The following is an 18,398-nucleotide window of genomic DNA, read 5'->3' as shown; positions in this document are numbered from 1 at the left end:
GCAGATGGTTCCGGAAGCTGAATATCATACCGAAGCTCGAGTCATTGGACTTCGTCAGACCGGTGCATCACCCAGCGCAGGGCCGCTTGCTGTATTATGCGCGGGCACCAGCGATATTCCTGTTGCTGAGGAGGCTGCGGTCGCTGCCGAGTATCTCGGCGTCAAAGTCGAGCGTGTCTACGATGTTGGCGTCGCCGGGTTGCACCGTCTGCTCGCGCAAAGTGAAACGCTCAGAGCATCCCGCGCTGTCATCGTTTGCGCAGGCATGGAAGGAGCATTGCCTAGCGTTGTCGGCGGTCTCGTTGCCGCTCCGGTGATTGCCGTGCCCACAAGTGTTGGCTACGGTGCCGCGTTTGGCGGCCTTACCGCGCTGCTGGGCATGCTCAATTCCTGCGCTCCCAATGTTGCCGTGGTGAACATCGACAATGGTTTTGGCGCGGCTTATGTCGCGGCCATGATGTTGCGTTCAGTCGGAAGAGAAACCGCCAAAATTCAGATGCAAGCCTCCGAAGGCGACTGATACACTCCAAGAATTGTCATCCTAAGCGAAGCGGAAGGACCCGCACGCATCAAATGCGTGCGCCTTTTGCCTTGCGGAGCGAGGCCCATTCTCTTTAGTAGACGTACGAAAAATGGTGCCTTATTTATAGAACCTTACGGTTGGAAGACGATCCGCGTGTCCCGCTCCGGGTTGTTCCAGGCGGATTCGATATCGCAAAGCGGTACCGTCTTCAAATTCACCTGGAACGGACTTTTTGCAGCGACTTCAAAGAATTCGCGTACTGCTTGGAAAATTTCGTCCAGGGATGCGCTGCCGAAGCCGCTTCCCAATAGCTCCAACCCCGAACTGCGCAGCGTCGCAGCAGGCAGAGTGATGGTCGACGCGGCGCTGTTTCCAATTTGAATAAAGCGGATACGCGCCGAGGCGTGCTTTAGTCCTTTCTGCGCGATGGCTGCAAGCACGGCTTCAGCCGGAGCGCCCCACACATAATCAAGCACCACATCCACACCATTCTCGGCGATTTCGTCGCGGAAAGCGGAGACGAGCGCGTCGTGATCCTGGGTGAGAGAGATGGTTGCGTCTGCGCCCAGGCTTTGCAGCTTTTCGAGGGCTTGCGGATTGCGTCCGGCGGCTACTATGCGACGCGCTCCGAGGCATTTGGCGATCTGGACGGAGAGCTTGCCAGCAATTCCTGTCGCGCCCAAAATCAGGACGCTTTCTCCCGCTGCGAATTTTGCTCGCGCTTTGAGCGCGGCCCAGGAGGACATGCCGGGATTCGCGATTCCAGCCGCAGTGACTTCGTCGAGGCCGTCAGGAATTTTTATGTACATGCCTTTGGTGGTGACGGCTTTTTCGGCGAAGGTGCCGTAGGGCGGCCGGGCTGTTCCGAAGAAGATGCGCGTGCCGTCTTCGAGGCGTCCCGCTCCATCGACGCCGGGGATGAAGGGCAGTGCTTCCGCGCTTGCGTAATGCTTCCCGCTCGCCAACGCTCGTACAATGGGGTGCAATCCGGCAGCGGCGACTTTTGCGATCAGCTCGCCTTCGGATGGCTGTGGGTCGGCGAAGGTAGAGTAGCTGGGTGGCGTGGAGAAGGACCTAATAACGGCTGCATTCATTAAATTCTCCTTAACATCGTTAAATAACTTAACATTGTTAAGGAAAAATTGTCAAAAAGAATTTTGCATGCCACTAGACCGAACCATTGTGATTGATTCCGCCCTGAAGTTGCTCGATGAAGTGGGGCTTGAAGGTCTCACGCTACGCCGTCTGGCTGCCGTCTTGGACGTACAGGCTCCAGCTATCTATTGGCATTTCAAAAACAAGCAGGAACTGCTGGACGAAATGGCCACCACGGCACTCATGCGGGGCCTGAAGGAGATGTCATGGTCTACGCGGACGAGATGGGAGAAATGGGGCCTAGCGTACGGCCGGAATCTGCGACGTATCTTTCTTACTTATCGAGATGGCGCACGTATGATTAGCGGCACGCGCCTGACAGACACTTCACTTTACAAGCCCATGGAGGGGGCCCTAGGCAGGCTTGCCGAAATGGGTTATTCAAACTATCAGGCTGTGGTTGCTCTTTCCACGATCTACAGTTATGTGGTTGGGTTTGTCATTGAAGAACAGGCTGCCGCTGGAGACGCATTCTTTGAGCTTGAAGCGCGGAATGCTCGAATTGATCCTGCGCAGCCTTTGGCCCGCGAAGCTGGCAAATATATTTTCACTCAGTATGATCGCCGCTTTATGGATGGCCTCAGAATCATCATCGCTGGCCTAGCTGCGACTCGAAAGCAGCCTAAATAGGCAGAAGCCAGTCAAGCCTTGCTCATGGCTTCAGCCGCGATTTTGCGAAGGTCGGGGAGGACGTCGCCGAGGGCGGCGGGGTCGGAATTGCGCTTTCCAAGTGCAAAATAAAGCCGCTTATTGTGCGCAAAAAGGCGGTTATATGTCGCATTTGCTGCCGGATTTGGTGCAAAAGTTTTGTATTTGAGGCACATTTTGTCCTGTGCTTCTTCGACTGAGGCAAATGTCTTTGCCGCCAGCAGGGCGAAGATGCCGGAGCCGAGGCTGGTGGGGATTCCGGCGGGGACGAGGACGGGTTTGCCGAGGACGTCGGCGTAGACCTGATTGAGGACCTGGTTGTTCTGTGGGATGCCTCCGGCGTTGATGACGCGGTCGACGGGGACGCCGTATTCGGCCATGCGCTCGAGGATGATGCGGGTGTGGAAGGCTGTGCCTTCGATGGCGGCGAAGAGCTCATCCTGCGCGGTGTGGATGAGGTTCCAGCCGAGGGTGACGCCGCCGAGCTCGGAATTGACGAGGACGGTGCGGTCGCCGTTGTCCCAACTGAGGCGGAGGAGGCCGGTTTGTCCGGCGCGGTAGGTTTCCAAGCCTTTCGATAATTCCGACACTTTGTGTCCGGCGCGGCGGGCTATGGCTTCGAAGATGTCTCCGGTTGCGGAGAGGCCGGCTTCGACACCGGTGTAGGTGGGGTGGACGCTGCCGGGGACGACTCCGCAGACGCCGGGGACGAGGGTTGGTTTCTTTTGTATGGCGATGATGCAGGTGGATGTGCCGACGACATTTACGACGTCGCCTTCGCGGCAGCCTGCGCCGATGGCGTCCCAGTGCGCGTCGAATGCGCCGACGGGGATGGGAATTCCGGCGCGGAGACCCAGGGCCTCGGCCCATTTGGGTGCGAGGTGTCCGGCGAGGTTGTCCGAGGTTTCGTAGCTGCCTGAGAGCTTGGCGCGGATGCCGTCGAAGAGCGGGTCGAGCTTGGAGAGGAAGGCTTGTGCGGGCAGGCCGTCCCACTTGGGGTTCCACATCCACTTGTGACCCATGGCGCAGACGCTGCGCTTGACCTGCGCTGCGTCGGCGATGCCGCAGAGAGTGGCGGCGACCATGTCACAGTGTTCGAAGGCGGTGACGAAGCGGCTGCGCTTGTCGGGATTGTGGCGGAGCCAGTGGAGGAGCTTGGCGAAGCCCCATTCGTGGGAGTACACGCCGCCGCACCATTCGATGGCTTCGAGGTGCTCGCGGTGGGCGAGTTCGGTGATCTGCTGCGCTTCTTCTTTGGCGCGGTGATCGCACCAGAGGTAGTAGTCATCGAGCGGCTGGAGGTTTTCTCCGACGGGGATGACGCTGGAGCCGGTGGTGTCGAGCGCCATGGCTTCGATCTGGTTGCCGTCGATGCCCGCGTCTTTGATGGCCTGGCGCTTGGCTTTGACGAGTGCGTCCATCTGGTCCTCATGGGACTGCGTGGCGTAGTCGGGGTCTTCGCGCTTGCGGTGAAGCGGGTATTCGGCGCTGGCGGTTGAGAGGCGGCCTTTTTCGCTGTCGAGGAGGGTGACGCGAACGCTGAGTGTTCCGAAATCTACGCCTGCTACTGTGGGCATTGTTACCTCAGGGGTTGAAATCCCTTTTTATCACGGTGCTCGGGGCGTGAGGGTGAGATGAGCCGCTGATCATAAAGTTGATGGCTTCCCACCCTAACGCAAAATGCGCGATAGGATGGGGCACCCGTAGTTGTGAGGCTCGTCAGCAAAAAAGCAGATCCTTCGACGCTTTGCTCCTCAGGATGACAGCAGGGAGAAGTTAAGCGTTGGGGTTGTCGTGGTAGTGCATGTCCCAGTTAAGGTAGCGCGTGGCGGCTTCGTAAACCGGGCTGGCGACGGTTGAGAAGTTGCCGGCGACGTGGTGCTCGAATCCCTTTTCGCAGATGAAGCGCAGGAGCCTCTGCATGTTGGGAATTTTTACGACGCCCGCGCCCCCGAAGGTTTCAAGAGGATCGTTGGTGAATTCGCCTTCGCCGACATAGCCGCGGATTTTTCCGTGGAAATCATCGGTTGAGAAGCGGAGATAGCTCATGGCTCCGGCTTTGACGCGGCCAACGCAGGTGCCGAAAGTGTTCTCCTTGCCGACGGTCCCGGCGATGATCTCCTGGAAATCCATCCTGACGTCGGCGAAGAAGTGTTTGGGCAGGTTAGAGCAGTGGAAGCAGACGGCCTTATTGGGATCGTCGCCGTAGTTGTTGTTCCAGTCGAGCAATGCGCTTGGGGTCTGCGACGCGAGCGCGAGGCCATACATGCTGAGGACGCCGACCACGTCGGTTTCGCAGGCGCTGGAGAACAGGTTCTCGCTCATCATGCTCATGACGGTGCAGGGCACGACGCCGAAGTATTCTTCGAGCGATGTCCAGCACTGGATGGCGCTGATGGTGCAGTAGGTTTCCTTCATCCAGCCATCGATGACCGCGCCGAGTTTGGCCATCTTTAGAAGGGCTTCATTTGGGATACCGGTTGTAGACACATAGGACTTGATGGCCGAGAGCTTGGATTGCGCAGCATCGTCAGTGTCCTTCATGCGGTTGATGCGGCCCATGATTTCGGAGAGATCGAGGGTTTCGACGGAGATGCCGTTGAGTTCGAGAAGCTTTTCACTGTAGCGGACGGTATTGAAGGCCGCGGGACGCGCGCCGATGGCGCCGATGCGGAGATTGTGAAAGCCGTTGACGACACGGCAGACGGCGGCGAACCAGGCTAGGTCTTTCCTGAAGGCCTCGGAGCTGGGCGAGACGGTGTGCAGCGCTGTCAGCGAGTAGGGGATGCCGTACTGCATGAGGTTGTTGCAGGCGGACATCTTGCCGCAGAAGCTGTCGCGGCGGTTGGCGATCTTCATGATGTCGGCGCGGTCGGGCGTGGCCTGCACGAGCACCGGGACTTTAAGCCCGGAGAGACGGATGGCGTCGACGATGGCGCGCTCTTCGCCGAAGTTGGGCAGCGTAACGATGATGCCGTCGATTTCTTCGCGATGTTTCTTGAACAGCTCGGCGCAGTGGCGGGCGTCGTCGGGTGTCTGGACGGCTCCGTGCTGCGTTTGCTCGGGCGACAGCACGATGCTCTTGTAGCCGTCGGCGTCGAGGGCCTTGATCATCTCTTCGCGGCCTTCTTTTGCGAGGTGATGAGGGAAGAATCCGCGGCTGCCTACGATGACTCCGAATGTGAGTTGCTTTTTCATCTCGTTCCTTTAAGTTTTCCTTAATTCTTTGCTGCAAAACCCACATCTCTTCGAGATGTGGGGCACCCGCACCCGTTATTTTCGGACACGCGGCCAGAAGTGGATTGTGTAGACCAGGCCGGCAATGGCCATCATGCCGCCCCACCATAATGATGCGTGCAAATTGAACAAGACCGGCGGATGCAGAGGCGGATGAGCGAGCTCCCAGAAGCCTTCCGCTGTAATGATGACGCCGTAGATGAGGAAGAGGACGCCCGCGAAAAACCAGATCGACATTGCTTCGCGCATTGTTGTGATCTCTCCTTACCAGAATATGACGTTGAGGATGACGAAGATGACAGCGATGACGCTGGCCCAGATAATCGGCTTCTGATACCAGTGGTCGTCGTGCTCTTCGGGAATTTTCGATGCACCGTAGACCAGACCTTCTAGCTCGGCTTCGGGCTTGGGCTTGGTCGCGTAGCTGACAATCACGGTCACAATGACGCAGACAAGCCACGACCAGAGGGCGCGGTACATGTCTTCGGCCATGGTTTTGGCATCCGGCGAAAGCGCGACGTAGCGCAGGGCCGACGGATCGTGATGCACCCATGCCCAGAGGCCGATGGCGGTACACGTCCCCGCCAGCAGACCCCAGAATCCGGCGGCTTTGGTGGCGCGCTTCCATAACATACCGAGAATGACGGTGCCGAAGAGCGGCGCGATGAAGAAGCTGAAGAGTGCCTGCACGTAGTCCATGATGCTGGCCGCGTGCTGTACCAGATACGCGGTGCCGACGGAGATGAGCACGCCGATAAAGGTGCACCAGCGGCCCATGGAGACGTAGTGCTGGTCGGTGGCCTTCTTATTGAGGAATGCGCCGTAGATGTCGTAGGTCCATACCGTGGAAAAGGCGCTGACGTTGCCTGCCATGCCGGACATGAAGCCGGCGATGAGCGCGGTGACGCCGAGGCCGAGGAGTCCAGGGCTGCAGTAGCGGACGAGCATGAGCGGAAGGACTTCGTTATAGCTGTGCTGTCCGGTGGCAAGCGCCTCGGGTGCTCCAACAAGGTGGAAAGGCAGGACGGAGAGAGCAAGCAGGCCGGGCAGGATGACGATGAAGGGCACGGCCATTTTGAATCCAGCGCCGATGATGGGGGCCATGCGGGCGGCGCGCAGATTGTGCGCGGAGAGTACGCGCTGGACGACGAGGAAGTCGGTCGTCCAGTACCCGAAGCTGATGACAAGGCCGAGGCCGAAGACAATGCCCGTCCAGTGGATACCCATGGGGTTGTCGTGGAAATGGCCGAGCGTGCTCCACATGTGAACGTATTCAGCGGAACCGAGTCGATGCAGAATTTGTTCGCGTAGGTTGGTCCAGCCGCCGACTTCGACGAGTCCGAGGATAGGCACGAGCAGCGCGCCAAGCCAGATGAGAAGGAACTGCAGGACTTCGTTGAAGATCGCTGAACGAAGCCCACCAAGAGCAACATATAAAGCAACAGTGATAGATGAGACCCAGATGCTGAAATTGAGGTTCCAGCCGAGGACGACCTTCATGACGATGGCCATCGAATACATATTTATGCCGCTCATGAGCACAGTCATGAAAGCGAAACTGATGGCTGAGAGAGCGCGTGCGCCGTCGCCGTAGCGCAGATGCAGATAGCCGGGGACGGAGTGGGTCTTTGAGATGTAGTAGAAGGGCATCATGACGATGCCTAGGAAGAGCATGGCGGGGATGGCGCCGATCCAATACCAGTGCGTGGCGAGGATGCCGTACTGGTAGGCGGAGCCGGCCCAGCCCATCAACTCAAGCGAGCCGAGGTTGGCAGAGACGAAGCTGAGGCCAGCGATCCATGCGGTCATTTCGCGCCCGGCCATGAAGAACTCTTCGCTGGTGTTGGTAGAGCCTTTCAGGTAGAAGCCGATGAAGATGACGATGGCGAAGTAGACCGCGATGACAAGGATGTCGACCCCGTTGAGATGGGCGAGCGACTTGCCCGGGGTCTGAAAAAAGGCGAGAGCCGGGGGATGGTTGAAGAGTCGGTGGGCGTGTTCAAAGGGCATGATCTTGATTGCCTCGGCTAGGGTGACGGTGATTGCTCATATACGCTTGCGCGAAATTCAAATTGTGCGGCCTGCGATGCGTGAAAGTCTTCAACTTTTTTGTCCGTAGGTTGCACGAGCGCCATGTTTGCGGAAATAGTGGCGATCGAGCAGCGTCTGGGACACGCCTTTGCATTCGGGGTTGAGGGTTGTGGTGTAAAAGGCCATGCGGGCGACGGATTCGAGGACAACGGCGTTGTGCGCAGCGTCTGCCGGTGTTTTGCCCCAGCAGAATGGAGCGTGTCCGGCTACGAGCACAGCGGGCACGGCATCGGGGTCGAGATTATGGAATCGGCGGACGATGGCCAGACCGGTGTTGTGGACGTAGTCGCCGTTGATGTCGTCGGCGGAGAGTTCTTCTGTGACAGGAACGGGGCCGTAGAAATAGTCGGCGTGGGTGGTACCGTAGGCGGGAATGCTGCGTCCGGCCTGGGCCCAGGCGGTGGCGTATTCAGAATGCGTATGCACGACTGCGCCGATGGTCGGGAACTCGCGGTAGAGGAGCAGATGCGTGGCGAGGTCGGATGACGGGCGGAGATCACCTTCGACGATTTTGCCATCGAGATCGGTGATGACCATGTGTTCTGTCTGCATGGACTCATAGGGGACGCCGCTGGGCTTGATGGCGACGAGGCCGGTCTGGCGGTCGATGCCGCTGACGTTTCCGAAGGTGAAGAGAACCAGGCCGCGGCGGACCAATTCGAGGTTGGCCTCAAGAACCTGGGCGCGGAGATCGTCAAGCATGGGTATTCTGCCTTATCGCGGAAATGGGGAAAAGTATGCTTCCGATATCTTACTAAAGCGATTTATGAAATAGCTCTTTCCGATATTTTCTTAGTAAATGGATTTTCTAGCAAACGTTTACTAGCGCTTTGACCTTACGCAATTTACACTTGCCAAGTCAAGCGGATGGCCGCTTTATCCATGGTTAAGAAAAGACCGAGACAAAAGAAAGGCGACAAGAAGCGGCTGGACATACGCGATGTCGCCAAGCACGCGCGTGTGTCCATCGCTACGGTTTCCCGCACCATCAACCGTGTGCCGACGGTGGATAAGGAACTGGCCAAGCGTGTCTGGAAGTCGATTGAGGAGCTGAATTATTTTCCGAACACGCAGGCGCGGGCGCTGGTTTCAGGGCGCAGCCGGCTCTTCGGGCTGCTGATTTCGGAGATCACGAACCCCTTTTTCCCGGAATTGATTCAGGGATTTGAGGACATCGCGATTGAGAATAACTACGAAATCCTCATCGGCTCGACGAACTACGATCCGGAGCGCATGGAGATCTGTATCCGTCGCATGATCGAGCGAAACGTGGAAGGCGTGGCGGTGATGACGTTCGGCATTGAAGGGCCGCTGCTGGAGGAACTGGTTTCGCGGAATATCCCAATGGTATTTGTGGATGCCGCGCCACCGAGCGAGAACGTGAGCACACTGGCGGTGGATTACCATCACGGGATTCGGGAGGGCGTGCAGCACCTGGGCGCGCTGGGCCACCGCAGACTGGGGTTCATCAGCGGGCCGATACAGCAGAGAAGCTGCCAGCTTCGCAAGGAGGCGTTTCTGAGTTCGGCGGCGGAGATTGGCGTGCAGCCCATGCCGGAATGGCTGGTGGAAGGCGACCATACGCTCGAAGGCGGCATGGAAGCGATGGGGCAGATCCTGCGCGGCAGGGAATTGCCTACCGCGGTGATGTGTTCCAATGATATGACCGCAATAGGCGCACTGCGGGTGCTGGCGAACAGGGGGCTGCGGGTCCCCGATGACATATCGGTGATTGGGTTTGACGATATTCATCTTGCCGAGTTTGTGTATCCTCCGCTGACTACGGTCCGGATGGCGCGCAACGATCTGGCACGGGCAGCATTCAGCGCATTGCGTTCTCATGTGGAGCCCGCGCATAGCCATGCCCGGAAGTCGTGGCACATTCAGACGAAACTTACGGTCAGGCAATCGACTGGCTATCCTCCGAAGGCTGGATTAAGGACGTCTCGCAAGACGGCCAAGGCCGAATAGGGTCCGTGCTCTCCCACCCTATCCAAAAGGCGCGATAGGATGGGGCACCAGATATCCTGTAAAGCCCACATCTTTTCAAGATGTGGGGCACCCGGCACCCGCTATCGTGCAGGTCCAATCGAACTACCCCACTCAAGCCAAAAGAGGGCTTGAGTGGGGCACCCGAATAGCACCCGAGTTGAAATGAAAGTAGTACAGCGTGGCGGGGTGCCTATAGTAGACTTGCGCCACGATTTGACCGCTTTTGGAGGCCAAGTGTTTCGACCCCTGTGGCTTTGCACTGCTCTTGTGTTTTCCGCTTCCGCTTTTGCTTCTCCACTCCTGCTGCACAATCCGTCTTTGAGCAAAGACAAAATTGCCTTTCGCTACGCTGACGATGTGTGGATCGTCTCGCGCGATGGTGGCGAGGCACAGCGGCTGACATCGACGGCGGCGCTGACCGCCGGGCCGTTCTTTTCGCCAGATGGGAGCAGGATTGCATATTCGGCGGAGATTAACGGCAATGATGATGTGTATGTAATTTCCGCCGACGGCGGAGTGCCGAAGCGCATCACGTTTCATCCGGGCGGGGACACGGTAGTTGGCTGGACGCCGGATGGATCGCAGCTTCTGTTCCTTAGCGGGCGCAGCGCGTTCAATGATTTTGCCCAGTTGTTCAAGATTTCGGCTGACGGCTCGGGGCTTCCGATTGAGATGCCGCTGCCTTCAGCGGACAGCGGGACCATTTCCGAAGATGGTAAGTGGATCGCTTATACGCCTTTTAATCAGTGGCAGAGGGCATGGAAGCGATATCACGGCGGGCAGACGGAGCCGGTATGGCTGGTGAATCTGTCGACGCTCGACCTGGTGAAGGTACCGCGGGAAAATTCAAACGACAAGAATCCAATGTGGGTGGGGGACAAGGTTTATTTCCTTTCTGACAGGAACGGGCCGGTCACGCTTTTTTCGTACGACACGCAGAACAAGGCGGTCGAGCAGACGGTGGAAAACCAAAGCTTCGATCTGAAGGCCGCGAATGCGGGGCCGGGCGGGATTGTGTATGAGCAGTTCGGCAGCATTCATCTTTACGACCTGGCGAGCAAATCGGAACATGCGGTGAATATCACGCTGCATGGCGACCTTCCGGCACTGGAGCCGCATGTTGCAACCATTGCGGCGAAGGAAATTCAGAATGCGGAGATTTCGCCGACAGGCGCGCGCGCTGTTTTTGAAGCGCATGGCGATATATTTACGGTTCCGCGCGAGAAGGGAGACGCGCGCAATCTGACAGACACCTCGTCAGCGGCGGAGCGCGATCCTGCATGGTCGCCGGACGGGAAATCGATTGCCTATTTCAGCGACGCATCGGGTGAGTACCAGCTCTACATCATTCCGCAGGAAGGCATTGGAGCGAAGAAGGTCATCGACCTGGGGCCTTCACCGACGTTCTTCTATGCGCCGAAGTGGTCGCCGGACTCGAAGCGCATTCTCTATGGCGACAAGAAAATCAACCTCTGGTATGTGGATGTGGATGGCGGGCGGCCCGTCAAGATTGATACGGACAATTATGAGGATTTCGGGCCGTCGCAACATGCGAGCTGGTCTCCGGACGGCAAGTGGGTTGTGTATCTGAAGACGCTGCATAACTTTCTTCACACGGTTTATCTGTACTCAGTGGACACGCATACATCGACGCAAATTACCGATGGCATGAGCGATGTGGAGAATGCGGTCTTCGATCGCAATGGGAAATATCTTTATTTCACGGCGAGCACGGACATAGGACCTTCGGCGGCGGGATTCGACCTTTCGAGTCTGGACCGGGCGACAACGAACAGCGCGTATGTGGTGGTTCTGTCAAAAGATTTGCCTTCGCCGCTGCCTCCGGAGAGCGATGACGAGAAGGCAGCCGCAGACAAGAGCAAGGAGAAAGACAAAGACGCGAAGCCCGATGCCGACAAGGACAAGAAAGACAACAAAGAGGGCGACAAGAAAGATGAAACAAAGCTGCCGGTGGTGAAGATTGATCTGGACGGGATCGACCGGCGCACGCTGCCGCTGCCGATTCCGGCGCGCAATTATGTCGCGCTTGCTGCGGGCAAGGAAGGTGTGCTGTATCTGGGTGAGGGGCTGCCGGTGGCGCAGTCGTCGCATGAAGGTGATGGGCCGTATGTGCGCGCTCTGTGGCGCTTCAATCTGGAGAAGCGCTCGACCGATCAGGTGCTTGAGAATATCGGGTCGTTTGTCGTTTCCTATGACGGCAACCGGATGCTCTACCAAAAGGGCGAGGGCTGGCTCATTGCCGACACGGACGATTTGAAGCCTGGCGGCGGAGATTCACCAGTCGGGAAGAGCCTGAACCTGGGCGCCCTGCAGGCCACGGTGGATCCGCGCGCGGAATGGCGGCAGATGTATTTTGAGACGTGGCGCATCGAGCGCGACTTCCTCTACGACCCGAACCATCATGGCCTGGATATTGAGAAAGCTTCGAAGAAATATGAGCCGTATCTGGCCGGGCTGGGGTCGCGCAGCGATCTGAACTATCTGTTCGAGGAGATGTTGGGTGAGATCACCATCGGGCACATGTTTGTGGGCGGGCCGAGGCCACCGGAGAATCCTCTAAAGACCGGACTACTTGGAGCGGACTACACGATCGACAACGGACGCTATCGCTTCCAGAAAATCTTTAACGGGGAAAACTGGAACCCCGCGATGCAGGCTCCGCTCACGCAGCCGGGCGTGAATGTGAAGGAAGGCGAGTATCTGCTGGCGGTGAATGGGCGGGAGCTGCATGCGACCGACAATGTCTACAGTTTTTTTGACGGGCTGGCCGGCAAGCAGGTAGTGCTGCGTGTTGGCGCCAAACCGGATGGAAACGATGCTCGCGATGTAACGGTGATTACGATTCCTTCAGAGCACAACCTGCGCAATATTGCATGGATCGAGAGCAACCGGCGCAAGGTGGAGCAGCTTTCAGGAGGACGCGCGGCCTACATTTACATGCCGAACACGGCCGGTGCGGGATTCACCAGCTTCAACCGTTACTTCTTCTCGCAGGTTGACAAACCGACGGCGGTGATTGACGAGCGCTACAACGAGGGTGGCGACATTGCAGACTATGTGATTGACACGCTTCGCCGCGTACCGATGAGCCGCTACGAAACCCGCGAGGGCGAAGACGTGACTGACCCTGCGGGTGCGATCTTCGGGCCGAAGGTGATGATCATTAATCAATCAGCTGGATCGGGAGGCGATTTGATGCCGTGGTATTTCCGCAAGGCAGGACTGGGCAAACTGGTCGGTGTGCGGACGTGGGGAGGGCTGGTTGGCATCGGCGGCTATCCGGTGCTGCTCGACGGGGGCAGAGTGACAGCCCCGCGGACCGCGATCTATGGGCTGGCTGGAGAATTTGAGGTGGAGAACCATGGCATCCAGCCGGACATTGAAGTGGAATACGATCCGAAATCAGTGGCAGCAGGGCGCGATCCACAGCTGGAGCGGGCGGTCCAGGAAGTGATGGATGAGTTGAAAGAGCATCCGCTGCCGGCTTACCGGAAGCCGCCTTATCCGAACTATCACACACAGGACGGTTTGGGGGTGAAGTAGGACGGGCTGATTGATCGGCATGTTTTAAAAGAAATTCAATCCCTCACCGGCTGAAGCCGCTTCAAAACATGGCACTGACGGCACGCCTGAAGCCGTACCCCTTCAAAACTATATGTTCGTTACGTCTGCCGCCTGCCGTCATATCGTGATACGATATACCTCAGGCAGGGCTTGTCAATGGTTTTCCAAGGCCATGATGTCCGCCCGGAAACGCCCCACAAAGATGTATCCATTGCGGGTTATCGGAAGCTAGCTGCGTTCCGTTACTCCATCCGCCAGTTCCTCCATTTCAGTGAAGAAGCCGCTCGTTCGCAGGGCATAGAACCGCAACAGCACCAACTGCTTCTGGCCATCAAGGGCCTTCCGGAAGATTTGCGTCCGACGGTGACGGTGCTTTCGCAGAGGCTCTGCCTGCGGCATCACAGTACAGTGGAGCTGGTAGACCGGCTCGTGGAACATGGAGCGGTGATGCGGCGGCACAGCGAACTTGACCGGCGCGAAGTTCTGGTGGAGCTTACTCAGCGCGGAGAAGACCTGCTGCATCAGCTTTCAGTTCTGCACTGGCAGGAGTTGCGCGTTTCTGGCCCTGCTTTGTCTGAAGCGCTGCTGGACGTGGCGCAGCATCAGGTTCGGCCACACAGGAGGCTGCATGAGCAGACAGCCAACTGATGCGAGACTGCACAAAGCCAGTCTTGAGGAGCTAGGCGACTTCACGACCGACATACGGGTTCTGCCTATTTCTCTTCTTGCGATTGTCATCGGCGTGCTGGGTGCATATGTGGCCTGGTTCCTGATTAAGCTGATTGGCATATTCACAAACGCTTTCTACTACCAGCGCTTCAGCACCGCGTTTATTTCACCCGCGAACAATCAGCTTGGAGCTTACGCGATACTCGTGCCGGTGGTGGGGTCGCTGATTGTGGGATTCATGGCGCGCTATGGCGCGGAGCGGATTCGCGGACACGGCATTCCTGAAGCGATAGAGTCGATCCTGATCAACGGCAGCAAAGTGCGGCCACGGCTGGCGATTCTGAAGCCGCTGTCGGCGGCGATATCGATTGGCTCAGGCGGGCCGTTCGGCGCTGAAGGCCCGATCATCATGACGGGTGGCGCTTTTGGCTCGCTGATCAGCCAGTTCTTTCACCTTACGAGCATGGAACGGCGCACGCTGCTGGTGGCGGGCGCATCGGCGGGCATGTCGGCAACATTCGCGGCGCCGCTCGCTTCCGTGTTGATCGGTGTAGAACTGCTGCTGTTTGAGTGGAAGCCGCGCAGCGCGATTCCCGTAGCGCTGGCGAGCGCTACGGCGTGCGTGGTGAGACGCTATCTGCTTGGAGTGGGGCCTCTTTTTCCGGTTTCAGGACACCCAGTCTTTATTGGCCCGCAGGGGATTGCTGCATGTGCACTTGCCGGAGTCGCCGCCGGAATTCTCTCAGCGCTGCTGACGCTCGGCGTTTATGCCTGTGAAGACCTTTTCCGCAAGCTGCCCATTCACTGGATGTGGTGGCCTGCTATTGGTGGCGTGTTTGTGGGCATCGGCGGACTGATCTTTCCGCAGGCCCTGGGCGTGGGTTATGACACGATCAGGACGCTGTTGGCGGGCAATGTTCCGCTCAAGATTTTTGCCGGGGTGCTTCTGGTGAAGTCAGCTATCTGGATGATCTCGCTAGGGTCGGGCACCTCGGGCGGCGTGCTTGCGCCATTGCTGATGATGGGCGCGGCGCTGGGTGGCATCGAGAGCACTTTTCTGCCGGACTTTGGACTGGGGTTCTGGCCGCTGGTGAGCATGGGTGCGATTCTCGGCGGCACGATGCGGTCGCCGTTTACCGGGATTGTTTTTGCAATTGAGCTGACGCATGACGTGAACATGCTGCTGCCGCTGCTCGTGGCATGTTTCCTGGCTCATGCTTTTACTGTGCTGACGTTGCGGCGGTCGATTCTGACGGAGAAAATTTCGCGCAGAGGCTATCACCTGAGCCGCGAATATGGGACGGATCCGCTGGAGATTCTGTTTGTGCGGGAAGTGATGCGGACGAAAATTGTTGCGCTGCCCGGCAGCGGGACGCTGGAGCAGGCACGGGAACTGATTCGTCCGGTTCCGCATCCGCTTGACCAGCATCCGCAAGGCCAGCATCTCTTCCCGGTGATCGATGGCGAGAATAATCTGCTTGGAGTGGTCACGAGAAATCAGTTGCTTAGTCTCTTCCAGGAAAGGCGGAACGAGGCGGGGACAATACGGCTGGGCGATATCGCGCATAAAGACCCGATCACGGCATTTGACGACGAGCCTCTTCGCGCCGTGGTGCATCGCATGGCGGAAACAAGCTTTACGCGCTTCCCGGTGCTTTCGCCGGAAACGGGGAAGATTGTCGGCATGGTGTCACTGACCGATCTGCTGCGGGCGCGGTCGAGAAACCTTGAAGATGAGCGCGCGAGGGAGCAGGTACTGCGCATACGCTTGCCGTTTGGGCGTGCAGAGCGGGCGGGCCAGCTTGCCCATAGGCACTAATATGTTCCGAGGGATGCGCGTACCACTTTGCCCTGCTGGCGATTGAAGTTCAGGCCGTAGTCGGTCTGGTCGCCGTTCCAGAGGCGGGACATTTTCCAGACGCCATTCTGATAGCCGCCTTCTTCCACGCGCAAAAACTGCATGTGCTGATTGCTTTGCTGTTCAGCTAGCTGGAACTGCACACGCGCGTCGAAGCCGGTGACAAGGAATTCGTCTTCTGAAATTTGCACAATCAAGGCGCGGCCGTCATGCTCTTTGCTGCCGGTTACACGCGCGTCGCCATATTGAGGAAGCCCGAAGGTTACGTTGGCTTTCCATTTGCCGAAGTCGAGAGTCGTACGCGGCTCGCCGGGCTCTTCGACGGCGGTTTTGAGCTTGCCTTCAAAATTCCACTGGGCAATTTCGCGGTCCATTGGCTCGATCAGGGCATAGTTCTGACTGTGCAGCTTTGGATACTCGTCTTCGGAGAAAGTCCATCCTGTCTGGTCCATGCCGAAGGGCGAAAAACCGATGGCTCCGTGGGCGAGCGCATAGAAGAAATATCGCCCGTAGTCATCGCTGCCTCCGGTTTCGGGAATCCACATGGCGTTGTCTGGCCGGTGGTAGGCGTCGAGCACCTGGCGGTACAGATCGGAGTCGTCGATGTAGATGTCGGGCCCGATCATGTCGATGGAGTGTGCGGCGGCCTTCCAGACGTCGAGCATGTGAGCCACGGCGCCGCCGCTTGGGTAATTTACGCCGGGGATTTGCGAGCGCGAGCCGAGCCAGACATTGCAGTACATCGGCAGTGGAAACTCGGCCTTGCCGGCCTGTGCTATCTGATCGATGTAGTGCGAGACAGACCAGGCTGCGAAGGTTTCGTCGGCGTCAGGCCCGAAGACTTCTTTCCACGAGCCTGGATGTTTATGCAGCGCTTTCACTAGCTCATCAGGAACGGGGCCGGAGAATTGCTTGTCAGCTGCGGCGGAGAAGTCGCGCACAGTTCCGAGTGAGCCGGACTCATTTTCAACCTGAGTGAGAAGGATGGTGTGCTGGTCGCCGTCGATCTCGCGCAAATGACGCATGAGGGCAACGAAGGCATGCTTATCGGCTTCGAGATTCGATGGAGCATTAGGTGAGAGCACATCGATAGGCTCGCCGCGTGCGTCGATCATGCGCGGATAGTGGGCCGTGTCAGTCTTGACCCATTCGGGGACATAGTGCATCCGGCCGTTTTTCCAGGTGCCGAACCAGAGGATGACTAGGTGCATATTGTGCTGGCGCGCCTGGTTGACGAGCGTATCGACGATGGAGAAGTCGAACTGGCCGGGCTTGGGTTCGAGCTGCTCCCAATAGACAGGCGCTTCGACGGTGTTGGCGTGCATCTTTTCGAGGAGCGGCCAGACCTCGGGCAGCACAGCGGGCCATGCGCTTGAATTATTGATCTGGCCGCCGAGGATGAGGTAGGGCTTTCCGTCAACTATGAGGGCGTAACGGCCATCCTCCTGCACGAGCTTTGGCATCTCTGCCGCGTGCGCCAAGTGAATGCCGAAAGCAAGGAAGCAGGCAAGAGCCGCCTGCCTAAAAAGGCGATTTGTGAATTTCTGAAATTTCGTTTTCGTGGAGCTGTTTTCCGGATCGAGTCGCCCCAAGCCAATATGAGCCATGCGCAACACTATAAATCCGCGGCAGGAGGCGTGAGCGAGACTTAGCGGGATTTAGGATTTGTTGGCAGCAGAACAGGTCGGGCGCGTCCGGTAGCGATTTCAAGAAATGCGATCGCGGCGCGGGTGAGGGTCTTGTCTTTGCGGTAGACCAGCGCCAGCTCGCGGCTGAGGCGCACACCTTCTATCCTGAGCGTCTTCAGCAGGCCATTGCGCTCGTCGTCGCGGACATTGGAACGCGGCAGGAAGCCCATTCCAAGTCCCGCGCCGATGAGCCGCTTGAGCAGTTCGCTTGAGTCGACTTCCATAGCTACGCGCGGCTGGACGTCGTTAGCGCGGAAGATGTCGTTGATCTGCTCACGTTGGCGGCCATGCTTGGGCAGCAGCAGTGGATACTGCAGGATTTCCGCGAACTTGACTTGATCGCGGGCGGCGAGAGGATGGTTTCGAGGGACGACCAGGACGAGATCATCTTTATGGATCACGTCGACGGTGAGGCGTGGGTCTTTGACGGGCTGGGAGACAATGCCGAAATCGACTTCGCGATTCAGGACCGCTTCGAGCGAACGGGCGCGGTCGGCACGCACAATGGAAAGATTGACGCGGGTGTACTGCTTCTTGAATTGAGCGAAGACAGCCGGGAGAACGTACAGACTGGTGGCCTCATTGGCGCTGATGGAGATTTCTCCGCGGGGCGAGCGGTGCAGTTCGCCGATAGCCACCATGATGTGGTTGTGGACCTGGAGGCAGTGCTCGGCGAAAGGCTCAAATAGACGGCCAGCGGCGGTAAATGTGACTTTGCCGCCGTCACGGTCAAAGAGACGTGCGCCAGCTTCGTTTTCGAGTGAGCGTATCTGCGCGGAGATTGCGGGCTGAGTTACTCCCAGTTTCTCGGCGGCGCGGGAAAAGCTTTTCAGCCGGCTTACTTCCAGGAAGGTTCTGAGCTGCTCGAAATCCATTTACAGATATATCCCCGTGTGATGGTTGGGTTGGGATTGCGATTGCTGTTGTTGATTAGAGCTTATATTCGGCTCTA

General features: G+C 58.0%; 14 protein-coding genes. 6 read left to right on the top strand and 8 right to left on the bottom strand.

The features are described from left to right. Positions 1-520 (top strand): nickel pincer cofactor biosynthesis protein LarB (gene larB, locus VEV40_RS05315; protein ID WP_324830681.1); only part of this gene is annotated, 520 nt, incomplete at its 5' end. Positions 521-654: 134 nt separating this feature from the next. Here larB and VEV40_RS05310 read toward each other — a convergent pair. Further along, positions 655-1,617 (bottom strand): zinc-binding alcohol dehydrogenase family protein, encoded by a 963-nt coding sequence (locus VEV40_RS05310; RefSeq protein ID WP_324830680.1) that lies wholly within the window; start codon positions 1,615-1,617, stop codon positions 655-657. Between the two features lie 67 nt (positions 1,618-1,684). Between VEV40_RS05310 and VEV40_RS05305 the strand changes: the two genes are divergently transcribed. Then, positions 1,685-2,308 (top strand): TetR/AcrR family transcriptional regulator C-terminal domain-containing protein, encoded by a 624-nt coding sequence (locus VEV40_RS05305; RefSeq protein WP_324830679.1) that lies wholly within the window; start codon positions 1,685-1,687, stop codon positions 2,306-2,308. A gap of 11 nt (positions 2,309-2,319) precedes the next feature. On the opposite strand, the gene VEV40_RS05300 is transcribed toward VEV40_RS05305, so the two are convergent. From VEV40_RS05300 to VEV40_RS05280, 5 genes are all read right to left on the bottom strand, one after another. Continuing rightward, positions 2,320-3,903 (bottom strand): ribulokinase, encoded by a 1,584-nt coding sequence (locus VEV40_RS05300; protein WP_324830677.1) that lies wholly within the window; start codon positions 3,901-3,903, stop codon positions 2,320-2,322. A 199-nt stretch (positions 3,904-4,102) separates the two neighbouring features. Then, the gene (locus tag VEV40_RS05295) at positions 4,103-5,524 is read right to left on the bottom strand and encodes an L-fucose/L-arabinose isomerase family protein (protein WP_324830676.1); all 1,422 of its coding nucleotides are present in this window, start codon (positions 5,522-5,524) and stop codon (positions 4,103-4,105) included. A gap of 75 nt (positions 5,525-5,599) precedes the next feature. Further along, on the bottom strand, positions 5,600-5,812 hold the full coding sequence (locus VEV40_RS05290; RefSeq protein WP_324830674.1) for a hypothetical protein: 213 nt from the start codon (positions 5,810-5,812) through the stop codon (positions 5,600-5,602). Between the two features lie 15 nt (positions 5,813-5,827). Continuing rightward, complete coding sequence (locus VEV40_RS05285; protein WP_324830673.1) at positions 5,828-7,573, bottom strand: sodium:solute symporter family protein; 1,746 nt, start codon at positions 7,571-7,573, stop codon at positions 5,828-5,830. Between the two features lie 90 nt (positions 7,574-7,663). Then, complete coding sequence (locus VEV40_RS05280; RefSeq protein WP_324830672.1) at positions 7,664-8,356, bottom strand: L-ribulose-5-phosphate 4-epimerase; 693 nt, start codon at positions 8,354-8,356, stop codon at positions 7,664-7,666. A gap of 180 nt (positions 8,357-8,536) precedes the next feature. Between VEV40_RS05280 and VEV40_RS05275 the strand changes: the two genes are divergently transcribed. The 4 genes from VEV40_RS05275 to VEV40_RS05260 all read left to right on the top strand — a co-directional run bounded on the left by VEV40_RS05275 (position 8,537) and on the right by VEV40_RS05260 (position 15,719). Further along, complete coding sequence (locus VEV40_RS05275) at positions 8,537-9,625, top strand: LacI family DNA-binding transcriptional regulator (RefSeq protein ID WP_324830671.1); 1,089 nt, start codon at positions 8,537-8,539, stop codon at positions 9,623-9,625. Positions 9,626-9,880: 255 nt separating this feature from the next. Continuing rightward, positions 9,881-13,210, top strand: a complete 3,330-nt coding sequence (locus tag VEV40_RS05270) for a S41 family peptidase (protein ID WP_324830670.1) — start codon at positions 9,881-9,883, stop codon at positions 13,208-13,210. Between the two features lie 177 nt (positions 13,211-13,387). Next, positions 13,388-13,879, top strand: a complete 492-nt coding sequence (locus tag VEV40_RS05265; protein ID WP_324830669.1) for a MarR family winged helix-turn-helix transcriptional regulator — start codon at positions 13,388-13,390, stop codon at positions 13,877-13,879. Next, complete coding sequence (locus VEV40_RS05260; RefSeq protein WP_324830668.1) at positions 13,860-15,719, top strand: chloride channel protein; 1,860 nt, start codon at positions 13,860-13,862, stop codon at positions 15,717-15,719. Before VEV40_RS05265 ends, VEV40_RS05260 begins: the two co-directional genes overlap by 20 nt. Here VEV40_RS05260 and VEV40_RS05255 read toward each other — a convergent pair. Further along, positions 15,716-17,365, bottom strand: a complete 1,650-nt coding sequence (locus tag VEV40_RS05255) for a DUF5597 domain-containing protein (protein WP_324830667.1) — start codon at positions 17,363-17,365, stop codon at positions 15,716-15,718. The two genes, VEV40_RS05260 and VEV40_RS05255, sit on opposite strands and share 4 nt — an antisense overlap. 41 nt (positions 17,366-17,406) lie before the next feature. Continuing rightward, positions 17,407-18,321 carry a LysR family transcriptional regulator gene (locus VEV40_RS05250; protein ID WP_324830665.1) on the bottom strand — a complete coding sequence of 305 codons (915 nt, stop codon included), beginning with the start codon at positions 18,319-18,321 and terminating at the stop codon, positions 17,407-17,409. Positions 18,322-18,398 lie beyond the last annotated feature (77 nt).

It is taken from the genome of Alloacidobacterium sp., assembly GCF_035631355.1.
Taxonomy (GTDB): Bacteria; Acidobacteriota; Terriglobia; order Terriglobales; family Acidobacteriaceae; genus Alloacidobacterium.
Note: the sequence above shows the minus strand (reverse complement) of the source record. Positions and strands in the feature narration are given on the sequence as shown.

Excerpts from the sequence above, each read along its gene's own strand:
- VEV40_RS05250 (WP_324830665.1), bottom strand. The coding sequence starts at position 18,321 with ATGGATTTCGAGCAGCTCAGAACCTTCCTGGAAGTAAGCCGGCTGAAA.
- VEV40_RS05295 (WP_324830676.1), bottom strand. The coding sequence starts at position 5,524 with ATGAAAAAGCAACTCACATTCGGAGTCATCGTAGGCAGCCGCGGATTC.
- VEV40_RS05260 (WP_324830668.1), top strand. The coding sequence starts at position 13,860 with ATGAGCAGACAGCCAACTGATGCGAGACTGCACAAAGCCAGTCTTGAG.
- VEV40_RS05275 (WP_324830671.1), top strand. The coding sequence starts at position 8,537 with ATGGTTAAGAAAAGACCGAGACAAAAGAAAGGCGACAAGAAGCGGCTG.
- VEV40_RS05285 (WP_324830673.1), bottom strand. The coding sequence starts at position 7,573 with ATGCCCTTTGAACACGCCCACCGACTCTTCAACCATCCCCCGGCTCTC.
- VEV40_RS05290 (WP_324830674.1), bottom strand. The coding sequence starts at position 5,812 with ATGCGCGAAGCAATGTCGATCTGGTTTTTCGCGGGCGTCCTCTTCCTC.
- VEV40_RS05310 (WP_324830680.1), bottom strand. The coding sequence starts at position 1,617 with ATGAATGCAGCCGTTATTAGGTCCTTCTCCACGCCACCCAGCTACTCT.
- VEV40_RS05305 (WP_324830679.1), top strand. The coding sequence starts at position 1,685 with ATGCCACTAGACCGAACCATTGTGATTGATTCCGCCCTGAAGTTGCTC.
- VEV40_RS05255 (WP_324830667.1), bottom strand. The coding sequence starts at position 17,365 with ATGGCTCATATTGGCTTGGGGCGACTCGATCCGGAAAACAGCTCCACG.
- VEV40_RS05265 (WP_324830669.1), top strand. The coding sequence starts at position 13,388 with ATGGTTTTCCAAGGCCATGATGTCCGCCCGGAAACGCCCCACAAAGAT.
- VEV40_RS05280 (WP_324830672.1), bottom strand. The coding sequence starts at position 8,356 with ATGCTTGACGATCTCCGCGCCCAGGTTCTTGAGGCCAACCTCGAATTG.
- VEV40_RS05300 (WP_324830677.1), bottom strand. The coding sequence starts at position 3,903 with ATGCCCACAGTAGCAGGCGTAGATTTCGGAACACTCAGCGTTCGCGTC.